Raw genomic sequence first — 21,169 nt, 5'->3', positions numbered from 1 at the left:
AGCGCGCGGCGTTGGGGTGCGTGCATCGCAAGGCGGAGGAGGGAGTCCATGCGGAGCATCGGCGACTGACGACAACGCGGCGAGGTGCGTGCCCCAACGCCGCGCGCCCGGCGGGAATTGTCAGACACGCCCTAGCAGCCGAAGTCGACGACGACGTCGGCGCCCGCGCGCAGCGCCTCCAGGCCGAGCGAGAGCAGGCGGCCCTCCAGCACGTCCCGCTTCCCCTCCGCCTCGGCCGTGCCGAACAGCGGGAGCATCCACTCGTCCGGGCTCAGCCGGACCGCCCGGTGCTCCGCGGCGAGTCGGCGTGCCAGGGTCGTCTTTCCGGCGCCGGGCAGCCCGACCATCAGGAAGAGCGTCGTCACGCCCGCATGGTGGCAGCCGCGGCGTGGCGGGCGCGAACGCTTTTGCCCCGGGACGAAGCACCGGAGTCATCGTGGTGGCCGCTGCCCCGGCGCGGAACCCTTCTCAGGTCTGAACCACTGGTAAGGGTCTTGTCCGACGGGGCAGTTGTCCGCCGCGCCCATCGCGGGGTGATCATCCGCCAGTCATACGCACCGGATAGCCTCGTCCGCGCACGAGGACCGAGGAACCAGCGAACACCGCGCGACCGCGACCGGGGGACAGGGCATGGCGCACACCGACGACGACGGCGACGAACGGCTGGCGGCCGAGGGCGAGGTGGCCGTCGCCCGGCTGGCGATCGACTCCGGCGACCTCGGCCACGCCGCCGACCACCTCGCCGACGCCATCCTCGCCGACCCCCAGCTGCCCGAACTGCACGAGGCCCTGGCCGAGTTGTGCGCCGCCACCGGCGGCCCCGCCGCGGCCCGCGAGCTGTTCCCGCTGGACGGCGAGGTCTACCTGGGCACGGTCGTCTGCCGCGCCCACGTGGAGGCCGCCGCCGGGGACTGGGACACCGCCGTCGGCCTGCTCGCCTCGGCGATCCAGTACGAGCCGGCCCGCCCCTGGGCGCACACCGCCTGGCTCGCCCGCGAGGACCTGCCCACCCTGGTCGACCCGGACGCCGTCGCCCAGGCGGTGGCCCGCGCCGCCGGTGCGCTGCCGGACCCGCTGCCCGCCGAGCTCGCCGACGCCGTGAGACCCTTCGAGCGCTTCCTGCGGGCCGTGGTGGCCCGCCACCCCGACCACCCGTTGCTGCTGGCGATGGCCTCCGGCCTGACCCGCCGCTTCGGCGCCACCACCCGCGCCGTCGAACTCGCCGAGCGGGCCCACCGGCTGGCCCCCGACTACCTGCCCGCCGTGATGCTCGGCAACGCCCTGCGCGCCGACGGCCGCCCCGAGCACGCGCTCGCCGTCTGGGAGGCCGAACTGGCCCGGGTCGCACCGGCCGAGGGCAACTCCAGCGGCTACCTCGCCGTGGACGTCGCCGAGCTGTACGGCGTCCTCGGCCGGCCCGCCGAGGGCCTGCCCTGGCTGGAGCGGGTCCTCGCCGCCGAACCCGGGCACCCCAAGGCCGGCCCCGCCCTGTACGGGCTGCGGCACGCCGTCGACGGCGAGGCGGTCCACCTGCTCGCCCTCGCCGACCACCACCGGGACCACCCCGACCACGCCTACGCCCAGGACCTGCTGGAGCGGCTCAGCCACCGGGAGCCCTGGCTCGGCATGGTCTCCGGCACCACCGAGGCGACCGTCAACGTGCTGCACCAGGTGCTCGGTTCGTCCGGCGCCGGCCGCGACACCGAGGTCGACTGCACCGCCTCCGCCGTCGAGCCGCCCAGCTCGGTGCTGGCCGTGCACCTCGCGCTGCCGCGTTCCACGGTGTCCTACCGCTCCGTCGGCGAGCCCGACCCCCGGCTGCCGCTGACCGAGCCCACCACCCGGATCTGGGCCTGGGGCGGCACCGACCCGCGCCCGGCCGTCGCCGCGCCCGCCCCGGCGAGCGCCGACCTCGTGCGCGCCACCGCCGAGATCGTCTGGCCGACCGTCCCCGCCGCCTACGACCACGCCGTCCGGCTGGCCGGGCTCCCGCTGGACGAGCTGCTCGGCGTGCTGGTCCACCCGCCGCTGCCGCGCGAGGACGACCTCGGCCGCGCGCTGCTCGCCCACCAGCCCGAGCTGTGGGTGCGCGCCGTCCAGGCCTTCGCCTGCCTCGGCATCGCCCACCACCGCACCGACCAGCCCTGGGAGGGCTCCGAACGGCGCCGGGTGCTGCGCGACCTGCTGCTCGGCCCGGAGGACTGGGTGGTCGAGGCGGCCGGCTTCGCCCTGGTCGCGATCGGCTGGACCCACCCCGCCGCCCGCACCGACGTCGCCGCACTGCTGCGGCAGCGGCTGCACTACAGCGCCCGGGCGAGCCGCAGCCGGGTGGTGACGATCCTGCGCTCGTACTGCGCCCTGGTGCTGGCCGCGCCGTGGGTGGAGCGGTCCGACCGCGAACTCGCCCGGCAGCTGCTGGCCGAGGCCGATGCCCGGGACGGTGAGGAGGCCGAGGACGCGAAGGGACCGGAGGACGCCGAGGGTCCTGAGGCTGGCGAGGGTCCTGAGGCTGCTGAGCGACCCGGGGACGCCGACGCGCCCGGCCCGGCGGTGCCCGAACCCCCGCAGCGGCAGCGGCAGCGGCAACGGCAACGGTCGGCGGAGCCGGGGCGGTCCCGCCCCGGTCTGCTCCGCCGCCTCTTCGGCCGCTCCTAGCGCCGGTCCTCGGCCCGTCACGGGTCCCGGCCGGCGCCCTACACGCCCGGCAGGGTCTCCTGCTCCACGTCGAACCGGGCGACCCGCTCCGCCGGGTCCCGGCACTCCGGCCCGAGCCGGAGCATCCGCGACTCCGGGTCGTGCAGCGGCCGGTGGCAGCGCCGGCAGGTGACCCGGGGGCGGAGGACCTGGGTGGTGTCCGTGCCGGGAAGCGGCTGAGGGCTGGTCATGGGGGAGACGGTAGCCGCCGCCTCCCGTGGGCGGAGCGCCACCCGGTGGCGGCCAGGGTCGGCGCCGCGGCGGGCGCGGCGCACGGCGGCGCGTACGACCCGGACCACGCGTACGCCTTCGGCCTGGCCCGGGTGCTGGACGGGCTGGAGGCCCTGATCAGGGAGCGGTAGCCCGCCCGTCGTACTCCTCGCGCGCCGCGACCACGGCCGCCACCCGCCGCTCCGACCAGTGGGCGAGCGCCGCGACCAGCTCCGCCGCCTCCCGCCCGAGCGGGGTGAGGCTGTAGTCGACCCTGGGCGGGATCACCGGGTGCGCCTCGCGCAGCACGAAGCCGTCCCGCTCCAGCGTCTGCAGGGTCTGGGCGAGCATCTTCTCGCTGACCCCGGAGACCTGCCGCCGCAGTTCGCTGAACCGGTAGCCGCGCTCGCGCAGCGCGCCGAGGACGAGCACGCCCCAGCGGCTGGTGACGTGCTCCAGCACGCCCCGGGACGGGCACATCCGGTCGAAGACGTTCGCCGGGGGCGGCACCGCGTCGACCGGCTCCCCGCCCACCATCCGCATGCTGCTCACCTTCATGTCAGTACCCTACTTCGAAGTGCGTACTTTCGAAAGGTTAGTGCCAGTCCTAGGGTGAGTGTCGAGGTCAGAACCCGTCCAGAGGAGCACCCCATGTACGTCGTCACCGGAGCCACCGGCCAGCTCGGCCGCCTTGTCGTCGAAGGCCTGCTGGCTCAGGTCCCCGCGGGCGAGGTGGCGGTCGCCGTCCGCTCCGCCGGGAAGGCGGCCGACCTGGCCGCGCGCGGGGTCGACGTCCGGGTGGTCGACTACGACCGGCCGGAGAGCCTGGCCGACGCCTTCGCCGCCGGGGACCGGGTGCTGCTGATCTCGGGCAGCGAGGTCGGCCGCCGGATCCCGCAGCACCGGGCCGTGGTCGAGGCCGCGCGGGCGGCCGGGGTCGCCCTGCTCGCCTACACCAGCATCCCGGCCGCGGCCACCTTCCGGCTGGCCGACGAGCACCGGGCCACCGAGGAGCTGATCCTCGCCTCCGGCCTCCCGTACGCCTTCCTGCGCAACGGCTGGTACACCGAGAACTACCTGGGCGACGCGGCCGGCACGGTCGGGCGCGGGGTGGTGCTCGGCAGCGCCGGGGAGGGCCGGGTGGCCACCGCCCCGCGCCGGGACTACGCCGACGCGGCGGTCGCCGTGCTGCTGGGCGGGGGTGGGAGCGACGGCGCAGGTGAGGGGGCGGGCGGGCGGGGCCGGGTGTACGAGCTGAGCGGCGACACCGCCTGGAGCCTGCCCGAGCTGGCCGCCGAGCTGGCGCAGGCCTCCGGCAAGCCGGTCGTGCACCGCGACGTCACCCCGGCCGAACACCTGGCGGCCCTGGTCGGCGCGGGCCTGCCGCAGGGCTTCGCGGAGGCGCTGGTCGACGTGGACGCGGGCATCGCGCGCGGCGAGCTGGCCGGTACCCCGGGCGACCTGGCCCGGCTGATCGGCCGCCCGACCACCCCGCTGGCGCGGTCCGTCCGCGAGGCGCTGGCCGCCCCGTCGGCCGGCGCCTGACCAGCGCGGCGATCGGCGCCTGACCAGCGCGGTCGCCGGAGCCGTCCAGCATTCAAGCAATGTCATGACCAAAATCCGGAAACGGAGATGACAGTCTGCCCTCCCGCCCGCTACCGTCGCATGGATATTCGCGCGCGCGGGAGGGCACTCGGCCATGCCACAGACGACCCAGCAGAACAGCGGCCGAGGCCTCTGGTACGGCATGGCGGCCTACGGGATCTGGGGGATCTTCCCCCTGTTCTGGCCGCTGCTGGAGCCCGGCGCCGCCGACGACATCCTCGCCAACCGGATGGTCTGGTCGCTGGTCGCGGTGGTGCTGATGCTGGTCGCCCAGCGGCACTGGAGCTGGATACGCCCGCTGCTGCGCCAGCCCCGCCGGCTCGCCATGCTGGCCGGTGCGGCCACCGTGATCTCCGTCAACTGGGGCGTCTACATCTGGGCCGTCAACAACGGCCACGTGGTGGAGACCAGCCTCGGCTACTTCATCAACCCCCTGGTCACCATCGGCTTCGGCGTCCTGGTGCTCAAGGAACGGCTGCGCACCGTGCAGTGGACGGCCGTCGGCATCGGAGCCGCCGCCGTCGCGGTGCTCACCGCCGCCTACGGCCAGCTGCCCTGGGTCGCGCTCACCCTGGCGCTCTCCTTCGCCACCTACGGCCTGTTGAAGAAGCAGGTCGGGCTGAGCGGGCTGGAGAGCCTGGCCGCGGAGAGCGCCTTCATGTTCCCCTTCGCCCTCGGCTACCTCGTCTACCTGGAGCTCAGCGGGCGCGGCACCTTCGGCCACACCGTGGCCGGCTCGTACGGCTGGGGGCACTCGGCGCTGCTGGTGGTCAGCGGGGTGATCACCGCCGTCCCGCTGCTGTTCTTCGGCGCGGCCGCCGTCCGGGTGCCGCTGACGGTGCTCGGCCTGCTGCAGTACCTGGCGCCGGTGTTCCAGTTCCTGATCGGCGTCGCGGTGTTCCACGAGTCGATGCCGCCCGCGCGCTGGGCCGGCTTCGCCCTGGTGTGGGCCGCGCTCGCGCTGCTCACCTGGGACGCGCTGCGCCAGGTGCGGGCGGACCGGGCCGGGCGGACCGCGACCGTGCCGCGGCCCGCCCCGGCGGGGGCGGCCAAGGAACCCGTCAGGCGCTGATGTCGCGGCTGGTGAACCGGGCCCAGGCCGCCGAGCCGAACACGGCGACGTAGGCGGCCTGGAGGCCGAGGTCCTTCCACACGCCGTCCCAGTACATCGGCTCGCGCAGCAGGTCCGAGAAGCTCATCCAGTAGTGGGTGAACAGGAACGGCCGGACCGCGTCCAGCTGCGGGAAGGCGTCCAGGATCTGCACCGTGATCACCAGCCCGACGGTCGCGGCCATCGCCGCGATGCCGCTGCCGGTGAGGGTGGAGACGAACAGCCCGATCGCCACCAGCCCGGCCAGCGAGGCGGCGACCACCCCGGCCACCAGCACCGCCCGCAGCAGGGCGTCACCGAAGCCGATGGTGTCCCCGGAGATCAGAGTGACCTCGCCGAGCGGGAACAGAGTGGCGCCGGTGGCCAGCGCCGTCACAGCGACCGCCGCGGTGGCGGCCAGGCAGAACACCAGCCCGGCGGTGAACTTGGCGGCCAGCAGCCTGGTCCGCCCGGCGGGGGCGACCAGCAGGTAGCGCAGCGTCCCGGTGGCCGCCTCGCCCGCCACCGAGTCCCCGGCGACCACGCCGACCGTCATCGGCAGGAAGACCGGCAGCGCCACCGCCAGCGCGGTGAACACCAGGAACAGGCCGTTCTGGGTGGTCTGCGCGATGAAGCTCGGCGCACCGCCGCCACCGCCGCGCGGACTGTCGGTGTTGAGCTTGACGATCACCCCGATCAGGACCGGCAGCGCCGCCAGGATGCCCAGCAGCACCTTGGTGCGCATCCGGCGGAAGGTCAGGTGCAGCTCGTTGCGGAACAGCGCCAGGAAGCCGGACGCGGTCTGCGGCCGCCGTCCGGCGAGCAGCACCGTCCCGGCCGGGGCCGCTCCGTCCGCCGCCGTCCCGTCCGCTGTTGTCCCGTCCGCCGTCGTCCCGTCCGCTGTTGTCCCGTCCGTGGCCGTCCCGGCCGCCGAAGCCTCAGCCCGCGACATCGAAGCCCTCCCCGGTCAGCGCCACGAAGGCGTCCTCCAACGTGCCCCGCTCCAGCCCGAACCCGTGCACCCGGACCCCGGCCTCGACCAGCGCCGCACACAGCTTGGGCAGCGCCTCGTCGTCGCTCGCGCCCAGCTCGCCGTCGACCCGGCCCTCGCCGGGCACCAGCGCGCCCACCTGGTGGGCGGCCAGCACCTCGGCGGCCTGCGCCACGTCGGGGGTGCGGACCACCAGTCGGCCCTGGGCCCGGGCGGCCAGCTCGGCCACGGTGCCCTGGACGACCAGCCGGCCCCGGGACATCACGGCCGCGTGGGTGCAGACCTGCTCGATCTCGTCCAGCAGGTGCGAGGAGAGGAACACGGTGGTGCCCTCCGCCGCGACCTCCCGCACCAGTGCCCGGATCTCCCGCATGCCCTGCGGGTCCAGCCCGTTGGTCGGCTCGTCCAGCACCAGCAGCTCGCGCGGCTGCAACAGCGCCGAGGCCAGGCCCAGCCGCTGCTTCATGCCGAGCGAGTAGGCGCGGGCCTTCTTCCCGGCGGCGGCGCTCAGGCCGACCCGCTCCAGCGCGGTCTCCACCCGCTGCCGGCGGGTGCGCGGGTCGGCGGTCGGGTCGGCCGCGTCGAAGCGGACCAGGTTGTCCCGGCCGGAGAGGAAGCCGTACAGCGCCGGGCCCTCGATCAGCGCGCCCACGCGGGGCAGCACGGTGGCGACGGACTGCGGCATCGACTCGCCGAGCACGGTGGCCGCGCCTGAGGTGGGGGCGATCAGGCCCATCAGCATCCGGATGGTGGTGGTCTTGCCGGAGCCGTTGGGGCCGAGGAAGCCGAACACGGAGCCGCGCGGCACGGCCAGGTCCAGGCCGTCGACGGCGAGTTGGCCGCCGCGGAAGCGCTTGGTCAGGCCGCGGGTCCTGATCACATCGTCGGTGCGGTCGGTGCGGTCGGTGCGGTCGGTGCCGTCGGTGCGATCGCTGCGGTCAGTGCGGGAGGCCGGAGGAGCGGAAGGAACGGGGGCCGGGCGCGACGCGGCGCCCGGACCCCCGGCCGACTCCGTAACGTCCCCCGTTACGGGAGCGTCGGTCATCCGTCAGTTCACCCCGGCGGCGTGCTGGAGGACCGACAGGGTCACCGCACCGGCGAAGACCCGGCCGTCGTCGGTGAGTAGGACGTTGACGACCTTGGTGCTGATCAGGGTGCCGCCGCCGACCGGCTTGCCGAGCGACTTCACCAGCGCCTGCGGGTTCACCGACCGGCTCTGGTGCTTGCCCTGCCGCCCGTCGGCGTTCGGCGCCGCGGCGGGCGCCCCGACGGCGGCGGGCAGCTGGGTGGAGACCACGGCCGTCCAGCCCTCGCCGATCACGTTCACGCCGTCGTGGCCCTTGGCCTGCTCGCCCGCCGAGCCCTGGACGTCCTGGGCGCCCTGGTCGCGGGAGCCGTGCGCGCTCTTCGCCGCCGCGTCCGCCTTCCGCTCCGTCACCTTGGCGCCCTTGGGCACGGTGAAGTCGAAGGTCTTGGCGGCCGGCTTGGCGAAGGACACGTCGGTGAAGTGCACGTCCAGCACGGTGGAGCCGTCGGTGGACTTCACCACCACCGCGAGCGGCACCCCGTTGTCGGCCGCCACCGAGATCCGCACCTCGGAGATCGTCGAGCCGGACTGGGTCGGCTTGACGCTCAGCCGGTAGGCCTTCTGCCCGGCCACGTTGGCCGTCCCGTCGACCGTGACGGAGGTGGTGCCGGCGCTTCCGGTCAGGAACTGCTTCGCGGCCTCCTGCGGGGTGGTCGGCACCCCGGTCAGCGGGGCCTTCGGCTTCCCGGCGTGATCGGCGTGACCGGCGTGGTCGGCCGGACGCCCGGTCAGGTGCAGGGCGGTGTTGGTCGAGCTGTCCCAGGCCCAGCTCTGGTCCCCGTTGCGGACCAGGGTGTAGCCCGCCATGTTCTCCATCAGGTCGACCCGCTGACGGTCCGGGCCGTCCACCGCGACCCGCAGCGTCCGGTCGCCGCCGAGCAGGCCGAGCAGCTTGGCCTGCGGGTCCGCGCCCGCGCCGCCCCCGTCGTTCCCGCTGCCGTGTCCGGCCGCCGCGCCGAGGCCGCCCGCGGCCGCGCCCAGCAGCTGGCTGGGCACCCCGAGGTCGGTGGAGACGGAGACCGTCCCGGACAGGGTCTGGGCGTCCGAGCCGAGCACCTTGGCCACCACCTGCTCGGCGGACAGCTGCGGCAGGTCCGGCGGCGAGTCGGCGGCCAGCGCCGGCACCAGCCCGACCCCGGCGGCGATCACCGCGACCACCGCCACCGGCACCCCGACCCGCACCATGGTGCGCCGCCGTGAGCGGTACGGCACCCCGCCGTCCGAACGGTCTTCCCCTGCCGTCCCATTGGTCATGGCGACCTCAACTCCTCTACGAACCCGTGCGATTGGCCGTGCTCCTCCATTAGAGGCCGGTGCCGCCGCCACGTCATCGCCCTGCAGGGGCACTTCGAGGTGAACCTGACGGGTACGCCGACCCTGAGACGGCCTCAGGGTTGGGTCATCCTGCCGTACCACCCTGGCGTAGGGTCGCGCCATGGACGGAACCGCAACGGACGCAAGCAACCCTCCGACCGCGAACGCCATGCGGCGCGCCCTGCGCCGCGCCCGGGACGGCGTGGCCCTCGACCCGACCGAGGCCGCCGTACTGCTCCAGGCCAGAGGCGAGGACCTGCGCGACCTGTGCGCGAGCGCCGCCCGGGTGCGCGACGCCGGCCTGGAGGCGGCCGGCCGCCCCGGCGTCATCACCTACTCCAAGAGCGTGTTCATCCCGCTCACCCGGCTCTGCCGCGACAAGTGCCACTACTGCACCTTCGCCACCGTCCCCGGCAAGCTGCGCCGGGCCGGGCACGGGATGTTCATGTCCCCGGACGAGGTGCTGGAGGTGGCCCGGCGCGGAGCCGAACTCGGTTGCAAGGAAGCCCTGATCACCCTCGGCGACAAGCCCGAGGACCGTTGGCCCGAGGCCCGCGAGTGGCTGGACGCGCACGGCTACGACGACACCGTCGCCTACGTCCGGGCCATGTCCATCCGCATCCTGGAGGAGACCGGCCTGCTGCCGCACCTCAACCCCGGGGTGCTGAGCTGGACGGACTTCCAGCGCCTCAAGCCCGTCTCCGCCTCGATGGGCATGATGCTGGAGACCACCGCCACCCGGCTGTGGAGCGAGCCCGGCGGCCCGCACTTCGGCTCCCCGGACAAGGAGCCCGCCGTCCGGCTGCGGGTGCTGGAGGACGCGGGCCGCAGCTCCGTCCCCTTCACCAGCGGCCTGCTGATCGGGATCGGCGAGACCTACCAGGAGCGCGCCGAGTCGCTGTTCGCGCTGCGCAAGGTCTCCCGGGCCTACCACGGCATCCAGGAACTGATCCTGCAGAACTTCCGCGCCAAGCCGGACACCGCGATGCGCGGCATGCCCGACGCCGAACTGGACGAACTGGTCGCCACGGTGGCCGTCGCCCGGCACCTGCTCGGCCCGACCGCCTGCCTCCAGGCGCCGCCGAACCTGGTCGACGGCGAGTACGAGCGGCTGATCGCCGCGGGCATCGACGACTGGGGCGGCGTCTCCCCGCTCACCCCGGACCACGTCAACCCCGAGCGCCCCTGGCCGCAGATCGACCGCCTCGCCGAGCGCTCCGCCGCGGCCGGCTTCGAACTGCGCGAGCGCCTCGCCGTCTACCCCGAGTACGTGCTGCGCGGCGAACCCTGGCTGGACCCGCGGGTGCTGCCGCACGTCCGCGCCCTGGCCGACCCGGCCACCGGCCTGGCCAACCCGGACGCGACCGTCCTGGGCCGCCCCTGGCAGGAGCCCGAGGACCTGCCGGAGTCGTACGGCCGGACCGACCTGCACACCGCCGTCGACACCGAGGGCCGCACCGGCGACCGCCGGGCCGACTTCGAGGACGTGTACGGCGACTGGGAGGTGCTGCGCGAGCAGGTGCTGGCCAAGGGCGCACCCGAGCGCCTCGCCGGGGACCTGCGCGAGGCGCTGGCGGTGGCCGCCGACGACCCGACGAAGCTCACCGACGACCACGCGCTGGCGCTCTTCCACGCGGACGGCCCGGCCCTGGACGCCCTGTGCCGGATCGCCGACGACGTCCGCCGGTCGGCGGTCGGCGAGGAGGTCACCTACTGCGTCACCCGGAACATCAACTTCACCAACGTCTGCTACACCGGCTGCCGCTTCTGCGCCTTCGCCCAGCGCCGCACCGACGCCGACGCCTACACCCTCTCCCTGGAGCAGGTCGCCGAACGGGCCGCCCAGGCCTGGGAGGTGGGCGCCACCGAGGTGTGCATGCAGGGCGGCATCCACCCGGACCTGCCCGGCACCGCCTACTTCGACATCGCCCGCGCGGTGAAGGAGAAGGTCCCCGGCATCCACGTGCACGCCTTCTCCCCGATGGAGGTGGTCAACGGGGCCACCAGGACGGGCCTGTCGATCCGCGACTGGCTGCAGCGGGCCAAGGAGTCCGGCCTGGACACCATCCCCGGCACCGCCGCCGAGATCCTCGACGACGAGGTCCGCTGGGTGCTCACCAAGGGCAAGCTGCCGGCCGCGACCTGGGTCGAGGTGGTCACCACCGCGCACGAGCTGGGCATCCGCTCCTCGTCCACCATGATGTACGGGCACGTGGACACCCCCGCGCACTGGCTCGGGCACCTGCGGCTGCTCGCCGAGATCCAGCAACGCTCGCTCGAATCCAACAGCAGCGGCGGCTTCACCGAGTTCGTCACCCTCCCGTTCATCCACACCAACGCCCCGGTCTACCTGGCCGGCATCGCCCGCCCCGGCCCGACCGCCCGGGACAACCGCGCCGTGGTCGCGATGGCCCGGCTGCTGCTGCACCCGCACATCCCCAACATCCAGACCAGCTGGGTCAAGCTGGGCGCCGAGGGCGCGGCCGAGATGCTCCGCTCCGGCGCCAACGACCTCGGCGGCACGCTGATGGAGGAGACCATCTCGCGGATGGCCGGCTCGGCGTACGGCAGCTACAAGTCGGTGCGCGACCTCCAGGCGATCGCCGAGGCCGCCGGCCGCCCGCACCGCCAGCGCACCACCGTCTACGGCGAGGTGTCCGCCGAGCGGCGGGCGGCGGCGCTCGCCTCGGACGGGCACCTGCCGGAGCTGCTGCCGGTCCTGGACTGAGGCGCCGGGCGTCCGGCCCGCCGCACCGTCGGCGGGCCGGACGCGGGCCGGACGTGGCCGGGCGCGGGCCGGCCGTGTGGGCGCGCGGGGTGCGGTCGGCGGGCCGGGCGCGGGGGCACGTGGGGGTGCGGTGGGCGGGCCGGCACCGGAGTGCGAGGGATCCCGTCGATCCGTTCGAACCTTCGAAGTACAGTGCCAGGGCGCGTCGGCGGCCGTGGTGTCGCACGCGGCCCCCGACCCCGACGAAAGGCGCCCCGTCGTGATGCCACTGTGGTCACGAGCCCAGCAGCAGGACTTCCGCAGCCGGGTGCGCGGCTGCCTGCTCGGCGGTGCCATCGGTGACGCGCTCGGCGCCGGCGTCGAGTTCGAGCCGCTGGAGAAGATCCGGGCCCAGCACGGCCCGCAGGGCGTCACCGGCTACCTCCCCGCCCACGGGCGCACCGGCGCCGTCACCGACGACACCCAGCTCAGCCTGTTCACCGTGGACGGCCTGATCCGCGCCCACATCCGGCGCGACACCGGCAGCTGGCACCCGCCCACCGACCTGCACCTGGCCTACCTGCGCTGGGCCGCCACCCAGCGCGACTGGGGCCCGGACGAGCGCCGCCCCGACCTCGGCTGGCTCGGCCGCGAGGAGTGGCTGTACGCCCGGCGCGCCCCCGGCCAGGGCTGCCTGACCGGCCTCACCGGCCCGGACGGCGAGCGCCTCGGCACCCTGGACCGGCCCAAGAACCCGCACTCCAAGGGCTGCGGCACGGTGGTGCGGGCGGCGCCCTTCGGGCTGCTCACCACCTGGGAGCCGGGCCTGGTGTTCCAGCTCGCGGTGGAGTGCTCGGTGCTCACCCACGGCCACCCGACCGGCTACCTCGCGGCGGGCGCCTTCGCGGTGATCGTCCAGGCCGTCGCCCGCGGCGGCACCCTGGAGGAGGGCGTGCACCTGGCGCTGGCCCTGCTCTCCGAACGGCACGCGCACGAGGAGACCACCGCCGCGCTGCGCGCCGCGCTGGACGCGGTCCGGGCCGGCGAGCCGTCCGCCGAACGGGTCGAGGCCCTGGGGGAGGGCTGGGTCGCCGAGGAGGCGCTCGCCATCGGGGTCTACTGCGCGCTGGTCGCCCACGACGTCCGCTCCGGCCTGCTGCTGGCCGTCAACCACTCCGGGGACAGCGACTCCACCGGCTCGATATGCGGCAACCTGCTCGGGGTGCTGCACGGCGACACCGCGCTGCCGCCGGGTCTGGTGGCGGGGCTGGAGGGGCGCGGAGCGATCCTCGAACTCGCAGACGACTTCACCCTGGAGCTGATGCACGGCACCGAACTGCACGACCCGCAGAGCCCGGAGGGGGCCGGCTGGGCCACCCGCTACCCGGTGGCGCACTGAACGGCGGGGCACTGAACGGCGGCGCGCGGGCCGCTTTCGTACAGGCCGCTCCCGTACGGGCGGCTGTCGTACGGGTGGCTTTCGTACGGGCCGCCGGCCGTACGGACGAGGGCCCCCGGAACGACAGTTGCCCGTAGCTCCGACCGCCGCCGCTCGGGGCGACGGACAGCGCTACGGGCAACTGGGCCGAGCACGGATCCCGTTCAGACCTCGCCGAAGGCCCCCGCCGCCGCGGCGGACGCGAAGGCGTTCCAGGCCTGGGTGGAGAAGCGCAGCTGCGGACCCGCCGGGTCCTTGGAGTCCCGGACCGCGACCGCACCCGCGGCCGGTCCGGCGATCTCCACGCAGGCGCCCTGGCCTCCACTGTGACTGCTCTTGCGCCAACGGGTTCCGTGCTCGGCGGCGGTGCTCATTCGTGGTATCCCTCTTCGATGTCGGCTATCAGCGACCGGCTCTCCGCGACACCGAGTGCGGCCGCTCTCAGGTAGTCGTACAGACCGGTATAGCGGCGCACATCGGCCTCCTTCTCCAGGTAGAGATCGCTCGTCACACCTTCGAAGTAGACAACCGTGGAATCGGCTGACTCCGGGAACTCCAGCAGGGAGAATGTCCCGGTCATGCCGGGGTGGGCGCCGTGCGAGAACGGGATCACCTGGATGGTGATGTTCGGGCGCAGGCTCAGCTCCAGCATCTGCCGCAGCTGGCGGGCCATGATCTCGCGACTGCCGACCTCGCGGCGCAGCGCCGCCTCGTCTATGACGGTCCACAGGCTGCCGAGCTGGTTGTCGCCGTGGACGCGCTCCTGGCGCTTCATCCGCACCTGGACCCGGCGCTGCACCGCGATCGCGTCGGTGTCCGGCTGGGTGCCCTCGACCACCGCCTGGGCGTACTGCTCGGTCTGCAACAGGCCGGGGATGAAGGAGGACTCGTACGCGCGGATCGAGGAGGCCTCGGCCTCCAGCCCGATGTAGACGCTGTACGGGGTCGGCATGTCGTTGAAGTCGTGCCACCAGCCGCGCTGGCGGGACTCCTTGGCCATCTCCATCAGGCTGCCGCGCATCTGCTCGTCCGCCACGTTGTACACGTCGCAGAGATCGCGCACGTCGCGCTGGCTGATGCTGCGGCGGCCGTTCTCCAGCCGACTGATCTTCGACTGGGAGACCATCAGACGGCCGGCCACCTCCTCCGCCGTCATGCCCAGGCCCTCGCGGAGTTTGCGCAGCTCGGAGCCGAGGCGTCGGCGGCGCACGGTGGGATTGATGTTCGCGGACACGTCGACCTCCGGCCGAACCTCTGGTGATCGTTGGAACGGCAGCCCTCGGAACACTTCGGACATTGGGACCAACCCCCCTGACTTGGAGCAGCATGTCACCTTGGGCCAGGTCGGCGCCGGGGAATCACAGCAGCGCAGTAGAACAGATCATCGGAAAAGCGCGTCTGTGAGACAGCGAAAGCCCCCAGGTGGTAATGCGGCTCGGCGACTCGAACCGGTAGTTGCGGTGGGCCCCGACGGGCCTGCGGGAACGGCAGAGGGGCGGTCGCCGGGCGACTTGCGTCGCGGGGCGACCGCCCCTCTGTGCTCCTGGTGCTTCTCGTACTTCTCGTGCTTCCGGTGTTCCCGGTGCTTCCGGTGTTCCCGGTGCCTCCGGCGGTGCCGGTGGCGCCGGTGGTACCGGTCGTCCTGGTGGTGCGGAGATGTGCGGAAGGTCGTTCAGCGCCGCCGAGGGGCGCGAACGGTGCGCCGCGCGCTGCCGGGCGTTCCGTCGGACGACCTGTCGGACGTATGGTTCGGGTCGTCGCCCGGTACGGGGCCGGGGGTCCGGGTCAGCGCACCCCGACCCGCGGTGCGGGGACCCGCCCGCCCGGGGCCCGGCCCGTGACACGGGCACCGGAGCGCCCGGAACCGGCTCCGGCTGTGGCCCCGGAACCCTGGGATGAACGGTTCTGCTGCGCCGGCAGGCCGTTCTGCACGTCCATCACGGCGTGCGCGACCATCCCGCCCAACGGGTCGTACCGGATCAGATCGCGCAGCCGCGACCGTGAGGACCGGCCCTCGTTGCCCGGGTACAGGTGCTTGCCCAGCCCCACCGAGTGGGCGAGGGCCGCGAGCGCGGCCGTCCGCGGGTCCGGCGGCACGCCGGTGCGGATCGCGGTGTCCAGTCGCTGCTTGATCGCGGCGTTGGTGCAGTCGTCGGACGCCTGGTACCGGGTCGTCGGCAGCACCCCGCACACCTGTCCCGGCACGGCCGTGACCATGCCGCAGCGCTCCAGGTGCGCCAGGTACGTCTGTCGCAGCCCCAGCCGGGGCCCGCCGATCCAGTGCGCCGCGCGGACCGGACTGCCGCGTCGGCGCAGCAGTTCCAGTGCGTGGTCGAGGGTCGGGTCGCCGGTCGGCCGTGCGAGCACGACGGCGATCCGGTCACCCTCCGGTACGATCCGTCCGGCCAGGGACAGCTCGACGAGCTGGGCCCCGGCGAGTCCGAGGTCGAGGGTCTGCGGCTGCGCCGTGGTACCCGTGGTCGGGTCCAAAGCGAGCAGCAAGAGTTCCTCGGGAACAGTTCTGCGGCTCTTGCCCATCCAAGCCTCCCCGCGTGGATGAGAGACAGGGTGACGCCTCTCACACGGGCTTGTCGAGTACGCCTCCGAATCGTGACCTTGCGGTGAAGGCGCGGAACCGGCGGCCTCGGGCCCGGCGTCTGACCCTCGAACAGACCGCGTTGCGGCCGTGCGGCGGCAATAAGCGCCGGTCGGGCGGGGTGTGCGCGGCCGGACGGCCGTCGGTGGCGGAGACTGTACAGGTACACGGGGCGGGGCGTCGGCTTCCCGAAATCGGGTCTGCCGGTGCCCCGCCGGGCGTTGAGGAGGCTGGGATACGTGGGCGAGTCCCCCGACAGGGTGCTGAGGGACGGCGAGCGGGAGCGGGACCGCGAGCGCGAACGGGCGGGCGCGGCGGCTGCCGGGGAGTCAGCCGGGGAGTCAGCCGGGGAGTCAGCCGGGGCTGTTCGGCCCTCGGCCGACGCCTCGACCGAGGTTGCTGCCGACGCGTCCGCTGACGCCTCGCCCGCTGCCGACACCGCTACCGACACCTCTGCCGACACCGCTGCCGGCTCCTCTGTCGACGCGCCGAAGGCGGGCGCCAAGGGCGGCCCGACGGTGGAGCTCCGTGTCCGGGATGTGGACAGCCGGACGACCACGCTGCGGCTGCCGACGGATGACCGAACCACCGCCCTGCGGCTGCCGACGGACGACCGGACCACCGCCCTGCGGCTGCCGGTGGACAACCGGACCACCGCGCTGCGACTGCCGGACGAGCTGCGCAAGCCCGCGGACAAGGGCGGCTCCGACGACGGCGCACAGAAGGAGAAGGACGCGCCGGAGGCCGACCGCGAGCAGGGGAGCGCCGAGCGGCCGCCCGCCGCCGACCCGCGTCTCGCCATCCGGACCGCCGCGGCGGCGGCGTCGGCCGACGGTGAAACCGACGAAGCCGACCGGCCCGATGAGGCGGCGAAGGCCGCGAAGGCCGCGAAGCCCGCAGGATCCGAGAAGCCGGAGAGCGCGAAGCGGGCGGAGGCCGGGAAGGCCGACACGCCCGACGACGCCACCGCCTCCGCCGCCGGGAAGGCCGACGCGCCCGGGACCCTCGGAACCTCCGAGACCCCCGACGCCTCCGACACCCCCGACACCACCGCGCCCGTCGCACTGACCGGGAACGGGCAGCCCGGTCAGCGGCCGGGCGGGGCTGGGCAGTCGGGCCGGTCCGGGAAGCTGGAGAAGCCCGCGCCGCTCCGTACTCCCGCGGCCCCGGCGGCGGCGCCCACCGCCGGTACCGTCCCCGAGCCCCCGGAGCCCGCTCCGCTGCCGGAGCCGGACCCGGCCCCCGAACCGCTGCCCCGGCCCGCCCCGAAGCCGGCCCCCACCCCCACCCCTCCGCCGACACCGCTGCCCGAACCGGACCGGCGCCCGGTGCCGCCCGTCCCGCCGCTGCCCCGGCCCGAGCCGCTGCCCTCCCAGCAGGTGCCGCCGCGGCCGGCGCCCCGGCCGGAGCCCGAGCCGGAGCCCCAGCCCCAGCCGCTGCCCTCGCCGGAGAACACCGCCGAGGCGATGGAGGTGCTCGCCACCCTCAACGCCCGCCCGGTCTCGCCGCTGCGCCGCGCACTCAAGCGGATCACCATCTGGACGGCCTTCCTGGCCGTGGTGCTCGGCGTGCTCGTGGTGGCCCAGCTGCTGCGCCCGCTGCCGGACCCGAAGATGCGGATGACGACCGCGGGCAGTTTCAGCTTCGCCGGTGACCAGTTGGACCTCGCCTGGCCGGCCAAGGGCCAGTCCGCCGCCGAGGTGGTCGGCGTCGGCAGCCTGGGCAGCTCGGGACAGGAGACGCCGGCCCCGATCGCCAGCGTCACCAAGGTGATGAACGCCTACCTGATCCTGCAGAAGTACCCGCTCAAGAAGGGGGAGAGCGGCCCCAAGATCAAGGTCGACAAGCAGGCCGCGCAGGAGTCCGGCAACGCCGACGAGTCCCGGGTGACCCTCGTCGAGAACCAGGAGCTCACCGAGTACCAGGCGCTGGAACTGCTGATGCTGCCGTCCGCCAACAACGTGGCCCGGCTGCTCGCCCGTTTCCACTCCGGCTCCGAGGACGCGTTCGTCAAGCAGATGAACGACACCGCGGCCAAGTTCGGCATGACCAACACCACCTACGCCGACCCGGCGGGCTTCAACGCGGATACCAAGTCCACCGCGAAGGACCAGCTCAAGCTGGCCGAGCAGGTCATGCAGGACGAGATCTTCCGGCAGATCGTCTCCACCCCGGACACCACGTTCAACAACGTGAAGATCCCCAACACCAACAACCTGATCAACCCGAAGACCGGCGTCATCGGCGTCAAGACCGGCTCCAGCACCCCGGCCGGCGGCTGCCTGATGTGGGCCGCGTACAAGGAGATCGGCGGCGTGAAGCGGCTGATCCTCGGCGTCACCCTGGGCCAGCAGGCCACCGGCCCGAACGTCGGCGACGGCATCCTGCCGACCGTGCTCAAGGTCAGCGGCAAGCAGATCCAGGCCGCGCAGAACGGGCTGACCGGCCAGACCGTGGTGAAGAAGGGCGACGTGGTCGGCAGCGTGGACGACGGCCTCGGCGGCAAGGTCGCGGTCGTCGCCACCAACGACCTCGTGGTGCCCGGCTTCCCGGGCGTCACCGGCACCGTCACCCTGGACCCGTCCGCACTGGGCCACAACGAGAAGGCGGGCAAGGAGGTCGGCACGCTGCGCGTGGGCGCGGGCGACAGCCGGACGGAGGTCCGGGTGGCCCTCCAGAGCGACCTGAACCCGCCGTCCATCGAGTCCCGCCTGCTGCGCCTGCTCTGACCCTCCCGGCGCGGGGGGAGCCGGGCCCGCCCGACTCCCCCCGCGCTGTCCCCCCGTCAGACCCCGGCATCCCCTCCTCCCGGTCCGCCACCCCCGGCCGACCCCAGATCCGGTACGCTGTGAACGGCCTGGTCACCGACCGGCCACGCCTCAGTAGCTCAGGGGATAGAGCACGGCTCTCCTAAAGCCGGTGTCGCAGGTTCGATTCCTGTCTGGGGCACATACAGAACCGCAGTTCGCAGGCCCTCCGCCCACCCCGGGCGGAGGGCCTGCGGCGTTCCCGCGCCCTCCGTACCCTCGGTCCTCCGGCGCTGCCCGCCAGGGGGCAGATCAGCGGACCGGACCGTCCAACTCACTGTCCTCCAGCGGCCCGTCGGCCTGCGGCGCCCGGACGGACGGCACGATGACCCGCTGGACCCTGGGCCTGGTGCGCCAGTTGACCCGGCGGACGTCCCGGGCCAGGGCGCCCGGCCGCCAGATTTCGATCACGGCCGTCACGGCGCCGAGCACGGCGCCGGCGGCCAGCCAGCCGGCCAGCACGTCGCTGGGCCAGTGCACCCCGAGGGCGGTCCTGGTCCAGCCGATGGTCAGCACCGTCACCGCGGCCACCACGCAGGCGGCGGTCCGGCCGCGTCGGCCGACCCGGTACCAGAGCAGGCCGACCAGGACGGCACAGGAGATCGCCGAGGCCATGGCGTGCCCGGAGGGGAAGGCCGGACCGCCCGCGTGCGACACCGGGTCGGAGAAGGCGGGCCGCTGCCGGCCGACGGCCAGCTTGAGTGCCCACTGGGCCGCCCAGCCGACCAGTGCCTGGGCGGCCACCCAGCCGGCCAGCACCCGGGCGCCGATCAGCAGGAGCCAGGCGGCCGCGCAGCCCAGCAGGATACGCATCGTGACGGGGCCGCCGATGTCGGAGAGGGTCTGCACCGCGGCGGTCCAGATCCGGTGATCGCGGGCGTAGGAGTGCAGTCCGTCGATCCAGTCCTGGTCGAACTCGTGCAGGGGGCTCCAGTGGCCCGTCACCAGTGTCGCCAGAAGGCCGAACAGCGCGGCGCAGCCCAGCGCGACCGACGCGTCCCGAAGGAGGCGGCGATGACGCACGGTGACGGGTCTCGTGCTGTTGGTCAGGTGCATGCCTGACACCTTCCCAGTGCGCTGCGCCGATCGGGAGCTGGAGTGATAGCGATTCGGCATCATTTGTGCGGAGGACCTGCGTGCGCCGGGGGGCGGGCGCGGGCGGAAGCCGGGGGCGCGCGGGAACGTCCACGAGCGTTCGCCTGTTCAACCAATGGGCGACGGTTGCGTGTGCGGGCGGTGAAGAAGCGCTCCACGAGCGGTCGCGAACGGGCACCCGAGGTGCCCGGGCGGTCACCGAGTGTCCAGAACCGGGGTGAAAACCGGCAGGATACTGCATCCCGAGGAAGAATCTGAACGACTTGGGAATGTTGTCCGGAATCTGTTCGTTGGATCGTTACGTGTGAGCCCCTGGGGGCCCGCACTTCTTGCCCTCCAGGGGGCAGGCAGGCAGACCTCGGCAACACCAGCAAAGGGAGCAAGCATGGCCACCCGTGCCGTCGTTCGCGACAGGGCCGACCGGACTCGCGCGGCCCGCCCGACCAACCTTGAGGCCGACCGCGACCTGGTCGGTATGTACCTCGACGAGATCGCCAGGACGCCCCTGCTCGATGCCGCCGAGGAGGTCGAGCTCTCGCTGCGGATCGAGGCCGGTGTGTACGCCCAGCACCTGCTGGAGGAGAGCGAACTCCCCGACGGTCAACTCCCCGACGGCGTCACGCGCGAGGAGCTGGAGGTGATAGCCGCCGACGCCGAGCGCGCCAAGGACGTCTTCATCCGCTCGAACCTCCGTCTGGTGGTGGCCGTCGCCCGGCGCTACCCGCGCAGCGGCCTGCCCCTGCTGGACCTCATCCAGGAGGGCAACGCCGGCCTGGTGCGCGCCGTCGAGAAGTTCGACTACGCCAAGGGCTTCAAGTTCTCCACCTATGCGACGTGGTGGATCCGGCAGGCGATCACCCGCTCGATCGCCGACCAGTCCCGGACCATCCGGCTGCCCGTGCACCTGGTCGAGGAACTCGGCCGGATCCGCCGGGTGCAGCGGGAGAAGTCCAAGGAGCTGGGCCGCGAGGCGGAGCCGGCCGAGATCGCGGCCGAGCTGGACACCACCGAGGCCCGGATCAAGGACGTGCTGGACTGGGCGCGCGACCCGGTCAGCCTCAACATGTCGGTCGACGACGAGGGCGAGACCCAGTTCGGTGACCTGGTGGAGGACACCGGGGCGACGTCCCCCGAGGACGCCGTGATGGTCATGCTCCGCCGTGAGGAACTGGACGACCTGATCGGGCGGCTGGACGACCGCACCGCCTCGATCATCCGCTCCCGGTACGGCATGGAGGACGGCCGCGAGCGCACCCTCACCGAGGTGGGCAAGCAGCACGGCCTCACCCGCGAGCGGATCCGGCAGATCGAGAAGCACGCCCTGGCCGAACTGAAGAAGATCGCCGACCATGCGGGCTTCGAAGCCGCCTGACGGCCGGCGGCCGAGGTCGACCACCCGGGCCCGGGGGGGGGGGGGGCCGCCCCCCGGGCGGGGGGGGGGGGCCGGGGCCGGACGCGGCGTGGTCGCCGTGAGGGCCCGCCCGGCCGGGAGCAGGGGGGGGGCCGGCAAGGGCGGGGCCGGACCCGCACCCGCG

General features: G+C 73.8%; 16 protein-coding genes, 1 tRNA gene and 2 pseudogenes. 9 read left to right on the top strand and 10 right to left on the bottom strand.

Annotation, left to right across the window (positions count from 1 at the left end):
• Window positions 1–134: 134 nt before the first annotated feature.
• Window positions 135–365: pseudogene (locus tag AB0F71_RS38995) on the bottom strand (ATP-binding protein); the annotation flags it as partial.
• A 265-nt stretch (window positions 366–630) separates the two neighbouring features.
• On the opposite strand from AB0F71_RS38995, the gene AB0F71_RS38990 reads away from it, so the two are divergent.
• Complete coding sequence (locus tag AB0F71_RS38990; RefSeq protein WP_360245769.1) at window positions 631–2,655, top strand: hypothetical protein; 2,025 nt, start codon at window positions 631–633, stop codon at window positions 2,653–2,655.
• Between the two features lie 38 nt (window positions 2,656–2,693).
• Here AB0F71_RS38990 and AB0F71_RS38985 read toward each other — a convergent pair whose 3' ends face one another.
• Complete coding sequence (locus tag AB0F71_RS38985; protein WP_360245766.1) at window positions 2,694–2,885, bottom strand: DUF6011 domain-containing protein; 192 nt, start codon at window positions 2,883–2,885, stop codon at window positions 2,694–2,696.
• A 36-nt stretch (window positions 2,886–2,921) separates the two neighbouring features.
• Between AB0F71_RS38985 and AB0F71_RS38980 the strand changes: the two are divergent.
• Window positions 2,922–3,056 (top strand): annotated as a pseudogene (locus AB0F71_RS38980) (TetR/AcrR family transcriptional regulator); the annotation flags it as partial.
• Here the strand turns inward: AB0F71_RS38980 and AB0F71_RS38975 are convergent.
• Window positions 3,043–3,441 carry a helix-turn-helix domain-containing protein gene (locus tag AB0F71_RS38975; protein WP_360245772.1) on the bottom strand — a complete coding sequence of 133 codons (399 nt, stop codon included), beginning with the start codon at window positions 3,439–3,441 and terminating at the stop codon, window positions 3,043–3,045. The pseudogene AB0F71_RS38980 and the gene AB0F71_RS38975 sit on opposite strands and share 14 nt — an antisense overlap.
• A 114-nt stretch (window positions 3,442–3,555) precedes the next feature.
• Here AB0F71_RS38975 and AB0F71_RS38970 point away from each other — a divergent pair, with 114 nt between their 5' ends.
• Both AB0F71_RS38970 and rarD read left to right on the top strand, forming a co-directional pair.
• Window positions 3,556–4,449: an SDR family oxidoreductase gene (locus AB0F71_RS38970; RefSeq protein WP_360245763.1), complete on the top strand. Its 894-nt coding sequence runs from the start codon at window positions 3,556–3,558 to the stop codon at window positions 4,447–4,449.
• Window positions 4,450–4,603: 154 nt separating this feature from the next.
• On the top strand, window positions 4,604–5,581 hold the full coding sequence (gene rarD / locus AB0F71_RS38965) for an EamA family transporter RarD (RefSeq protein WP_360245760.1): 978 nt from the start codon (window positions 4,604–4,606) through the stop codon (window positions 5,579–5,581).
• Here rarD and AB0F71_RS38960 read toward each other — a convergent pair.
• The 3 genes from AB0F71_RS38960 to AB0F71_RS38950 form a co-directional block, all read right to left on the bottom strand.
• Window positions 5,571–6,551, bottom strand: coding sequence for an ABC transporter permease (locus tag AB0F71_RS38960; RefSeq protein ID WP_360245757.1), 981 nt, complete (start codon window positions 6,549–6,551; stop codon window positions 5,571–5,573). The genes rarD and AB0F71_RS38960 overlap by 11 nt on opposite strands.
• Window positions 6,538–7,470: an ABC transporter ATP-binding protein gene (locus AB0F71_RS38955; RefSeq protein ID WP_360245754.1), complete on the bottom strand. Its 933-nt coding sequence runs from the start codon at window positions 7,468–7,470 to the stop codon at window positions 6,538–6,540. The genes AB0F71_RS38960 and AB0F71_RS38955 overlap by 14 nt, the downstream gene beginning before the upstream one ends.
• Before the next feature lie 168 nt (window positions 7,471–7,638).
• A complete protein-coding gene (locus tag AB0F71_RS38950) occupies window positions 7,639–8,931 on the bottom strand; it encodes a DUF2092 domain-containing protein (protein ID WP_360245751.1) in 1,293 nt (430 codons plus the stop codon).
• Window positions 8,932–9,112: 181 nt separating this feature from the next.
• Here AB0F71_RS38950 and AB0F71_RS38945 point away from each other — a divergent pair, with 181 nt between their 5' ends.
• Both AB0F71_RS38945 and AB0F71_RS38940 read left to right on the top strand, forming a co-directional pair.
• Entirely contained in the window at window positions 9,113–11,719 is a 2,607-nt protein-coding gene (locus tag AB0F71_RS38945) for a bifunctional FO biosynthesis protein CofGH (RefSeq protein WP_360245748.1), read from the top strand.
• A gap of 262 nt (window positions 11,720–11,981) precedes the next feature.
• Entirely contained in the window at window positions 11,982–13,097 is a 1,116-nt protein-coding gene (locus tag AB0F71_RS38940) for an ADP-ribosylglycohydrolase family protein (protein WP_360245745.1), read from the top strand.
• Between the two features lie 203 nt (window positions 13,098–13,300).
• Here the strand turns inward: AB0F71_RS38940 and AB0F71_RS38935 are convergent, their stop codons facing one another.
• The 3 genes from AB0F71_RS38935 to AB0F71_RS38925 form a co-directional block, all read right to left on the bottom strand.
• Complete coding sequence (locus AB0F71_RS38935) at window positions 13,301–13,510, bottom strand: DUF397 domain-containing protein (RefSeq protein ID WP_360245742.1); 210 nt, start codon at window positions 13,508–13,510, stop codon at window positions 13,301–13,303.
• Window positions 13,507–14,370, bottom strand: coding sequence for a helix-turn-helix transcriptional regulator (locus AB0F71_RS38930; protein WP_360245739.1), 864 nt, complete (start codon window positions 14,368–14,370; stop codon window positions 13,507–13,509). The genes AB0F71_RS38935 and AB0F71_RS38930 overlap by 4 nt, the downstream gene beginning before the upstream one ends.
• Window positions 14,371–14,921: 551 nt before the next feature.
• Window positions 14,922–15,674 (bottom strand): GPP34 family phosphoprotein, encoded by a 753-nt coding sequence (locus AB0F71_RS38925; protein ID WP_360245736.1) that lies wholly within the window; start codon window positions 15,672–15,674, stop codon window positions 14,922–14,924.
• Window positions 15,675–15,971: 297 nt separating this feature from the next.
• Between AB0F71_RS38925 and AB0F71_RS38920 the strand changes: the two genes are divergently transcribed.
• Together AB0F71_RS38920 and AB0F71_RS38915 are read left to right on the top strand one after the other, a co-directional pair.
• Window positions 15,972–18,461: a serine hydrolase gene (locus AB0F71_RS38920; protein WP_360245733.1), complete on the top strand. Its 2,490-nt coding sequence runs from the start codon at window positions 15,972–15,974 to the stop codon at window positions 18,459–18,461.
• A 147-nt stretch (window positions 18,462–18,608) separates the two neighbouring features.
• Window positions 18,609–18,681 (top strand) — tRNA-Arg (locus tag AB0F71_RS38915).
• Window positions 18,682–18,791: 110 nt separating this feature from the next.
• Here the strand turns inward: AB0F71_RS38915 and AB0F71_RS38910 are convergent.
• Window positions 18,792–19,595 (bottom strand): phosphatase PAP2 family protein, encoded by an 804-nt coding sequence (locus AB0F71_RS38910; RefSeq protein ID WP_360245730.1) that lies wholly within the window; start codon window positions 19,593–19,595, stop codon window positions 18,792–18,794.
• Between the two features lie 424 nt (window positions 19,596–20,019).
• Here AB0F71_RS38910 and AB0F71_RS38905 point away from each other — a divergent pair, with 424 nt between their 5' ends.
• Entirely contained in the window at window positions 20,020–21,006 is a 987-nt protein-coding gene (locus AB0F71_RS38905) for a sigma-70 family RNA polymerase sigma factor (protein ID WP_360245727.1), read from the top strand.
• Window positions 21,007–21,169: the final 163 nt, after the last annotated feature.

Origin of the sequence: Kitasatospora sp. NPDC028055 (assembly GCF_040637885.1) — a bacterium.
In the GTDB taxonomy this organism is placed as follows: domain Bacteria; phylum Actinomycetota; class Actinomycetes; order Streptomycetales; family Streptomycetaceae; genus Kitasatospora.
Note: the sequence above shows the minus strand (reverse complement) of the source record. Positions and strands in the feature narration are given on the sequence as shown.

Excerpts from the sequence above, each read along its gene's own strand:
- AB0F71_RS38990 (WP_360245769.1), top strand. The coding sequence starts at position 631 with ATGGCGCACACCGACGACGACGGCGACGAACGGCTGGCGGCCGAGGGC.
- AB0F71_RS38985 (WP_360245766.1), bottom strand. The coding sequence starts at position 2,885 with ATGACCAGCCCTCAGCCGCTTCCCGGCACGGACACCACCCAGGTCCTC.
- AB0F71_RS38975 (WP_360245772.1), bottom strand. The coding sequence starts at position 3,441 with ATGGTGGGCGGGGAGCCGGTCGACGCGGTGCCGCCCCCGGCGAACGTC.
- AB0F71_RS38970 (WP_360245763.1), top strand. The coding sequence starts at position 3,556 with ATGTACGTCGTCACCGGAGCCACCGGCCAGCTCGGCCGCCTTGTCGTC.
- rarD (WP_360245760.1), top strand. The coding sequence starts at position 4,604 with ATGCCACAGACGACCCAGCAGAACAGCGGCCGAGGCCTCTGGTACGGC.
- AB0F71_RS38960 (WP_360245757.1), bottom strand. The coding sequence starts at position 6,551 with ATGTCGCGGGCTGAGGCTTCGGCGGCCGGGACGGCCACGGACGGGACA.
- AB0F71_RS38950 (WP_360245751.1), bottom strand. The coding sequence starts at position 8,931 with ATGACCAATGGGACGGCAGGGGAAGACCGTTCGGACGGCGGGGTGCCG.
- AB0F71_RS38945 (WP_360245748.1), top strand. The coding sequence starts at position 9,113 with ATGGACGGAACCGCAACGGACGCAAGCAACCCTCCGACCGCGAACGCC.
- AB0F71_RS38940 (WP_360245745.1), top strand. The coding sequence starts at position 11,982 with ATGCCACTGTGGTCACGAGCCCAGCAGCAGGACTTCCGCAGCCGGGTG.
- AB0F71_RS38935 (WP_360245742.1), bottom strand. The coding sequence starts at position 13,510 with ATGAGCACCGCCGCCGAGCACGGAACCCGTTGGCGCAAGAGCAGTCAC.
- AB0F71_RS38925 (WP_360245736.1), bottom strand. The coding sequence starts at position 15,674 with ATGGGCAAGAGCCGCAGAACTGTTCCCGAGGAACTCTTGCTGCTCGCT.
- AB0F71_RS38910 (WP_360245730.1), bottom strand. The coding sequence starts at position 19,595 with ATGCACCTGACCAACAGCACGAGACCCGTCACCGTGCGTCATCGCCGC.
- AB0F71_RS38905 (WP_360245727.1), top strand. The coding sequence starts at position 20,020 with ATGGCCACCCGTGCCGTCGTTCGCGACAGGGCCGACCGGACTCGCGCG.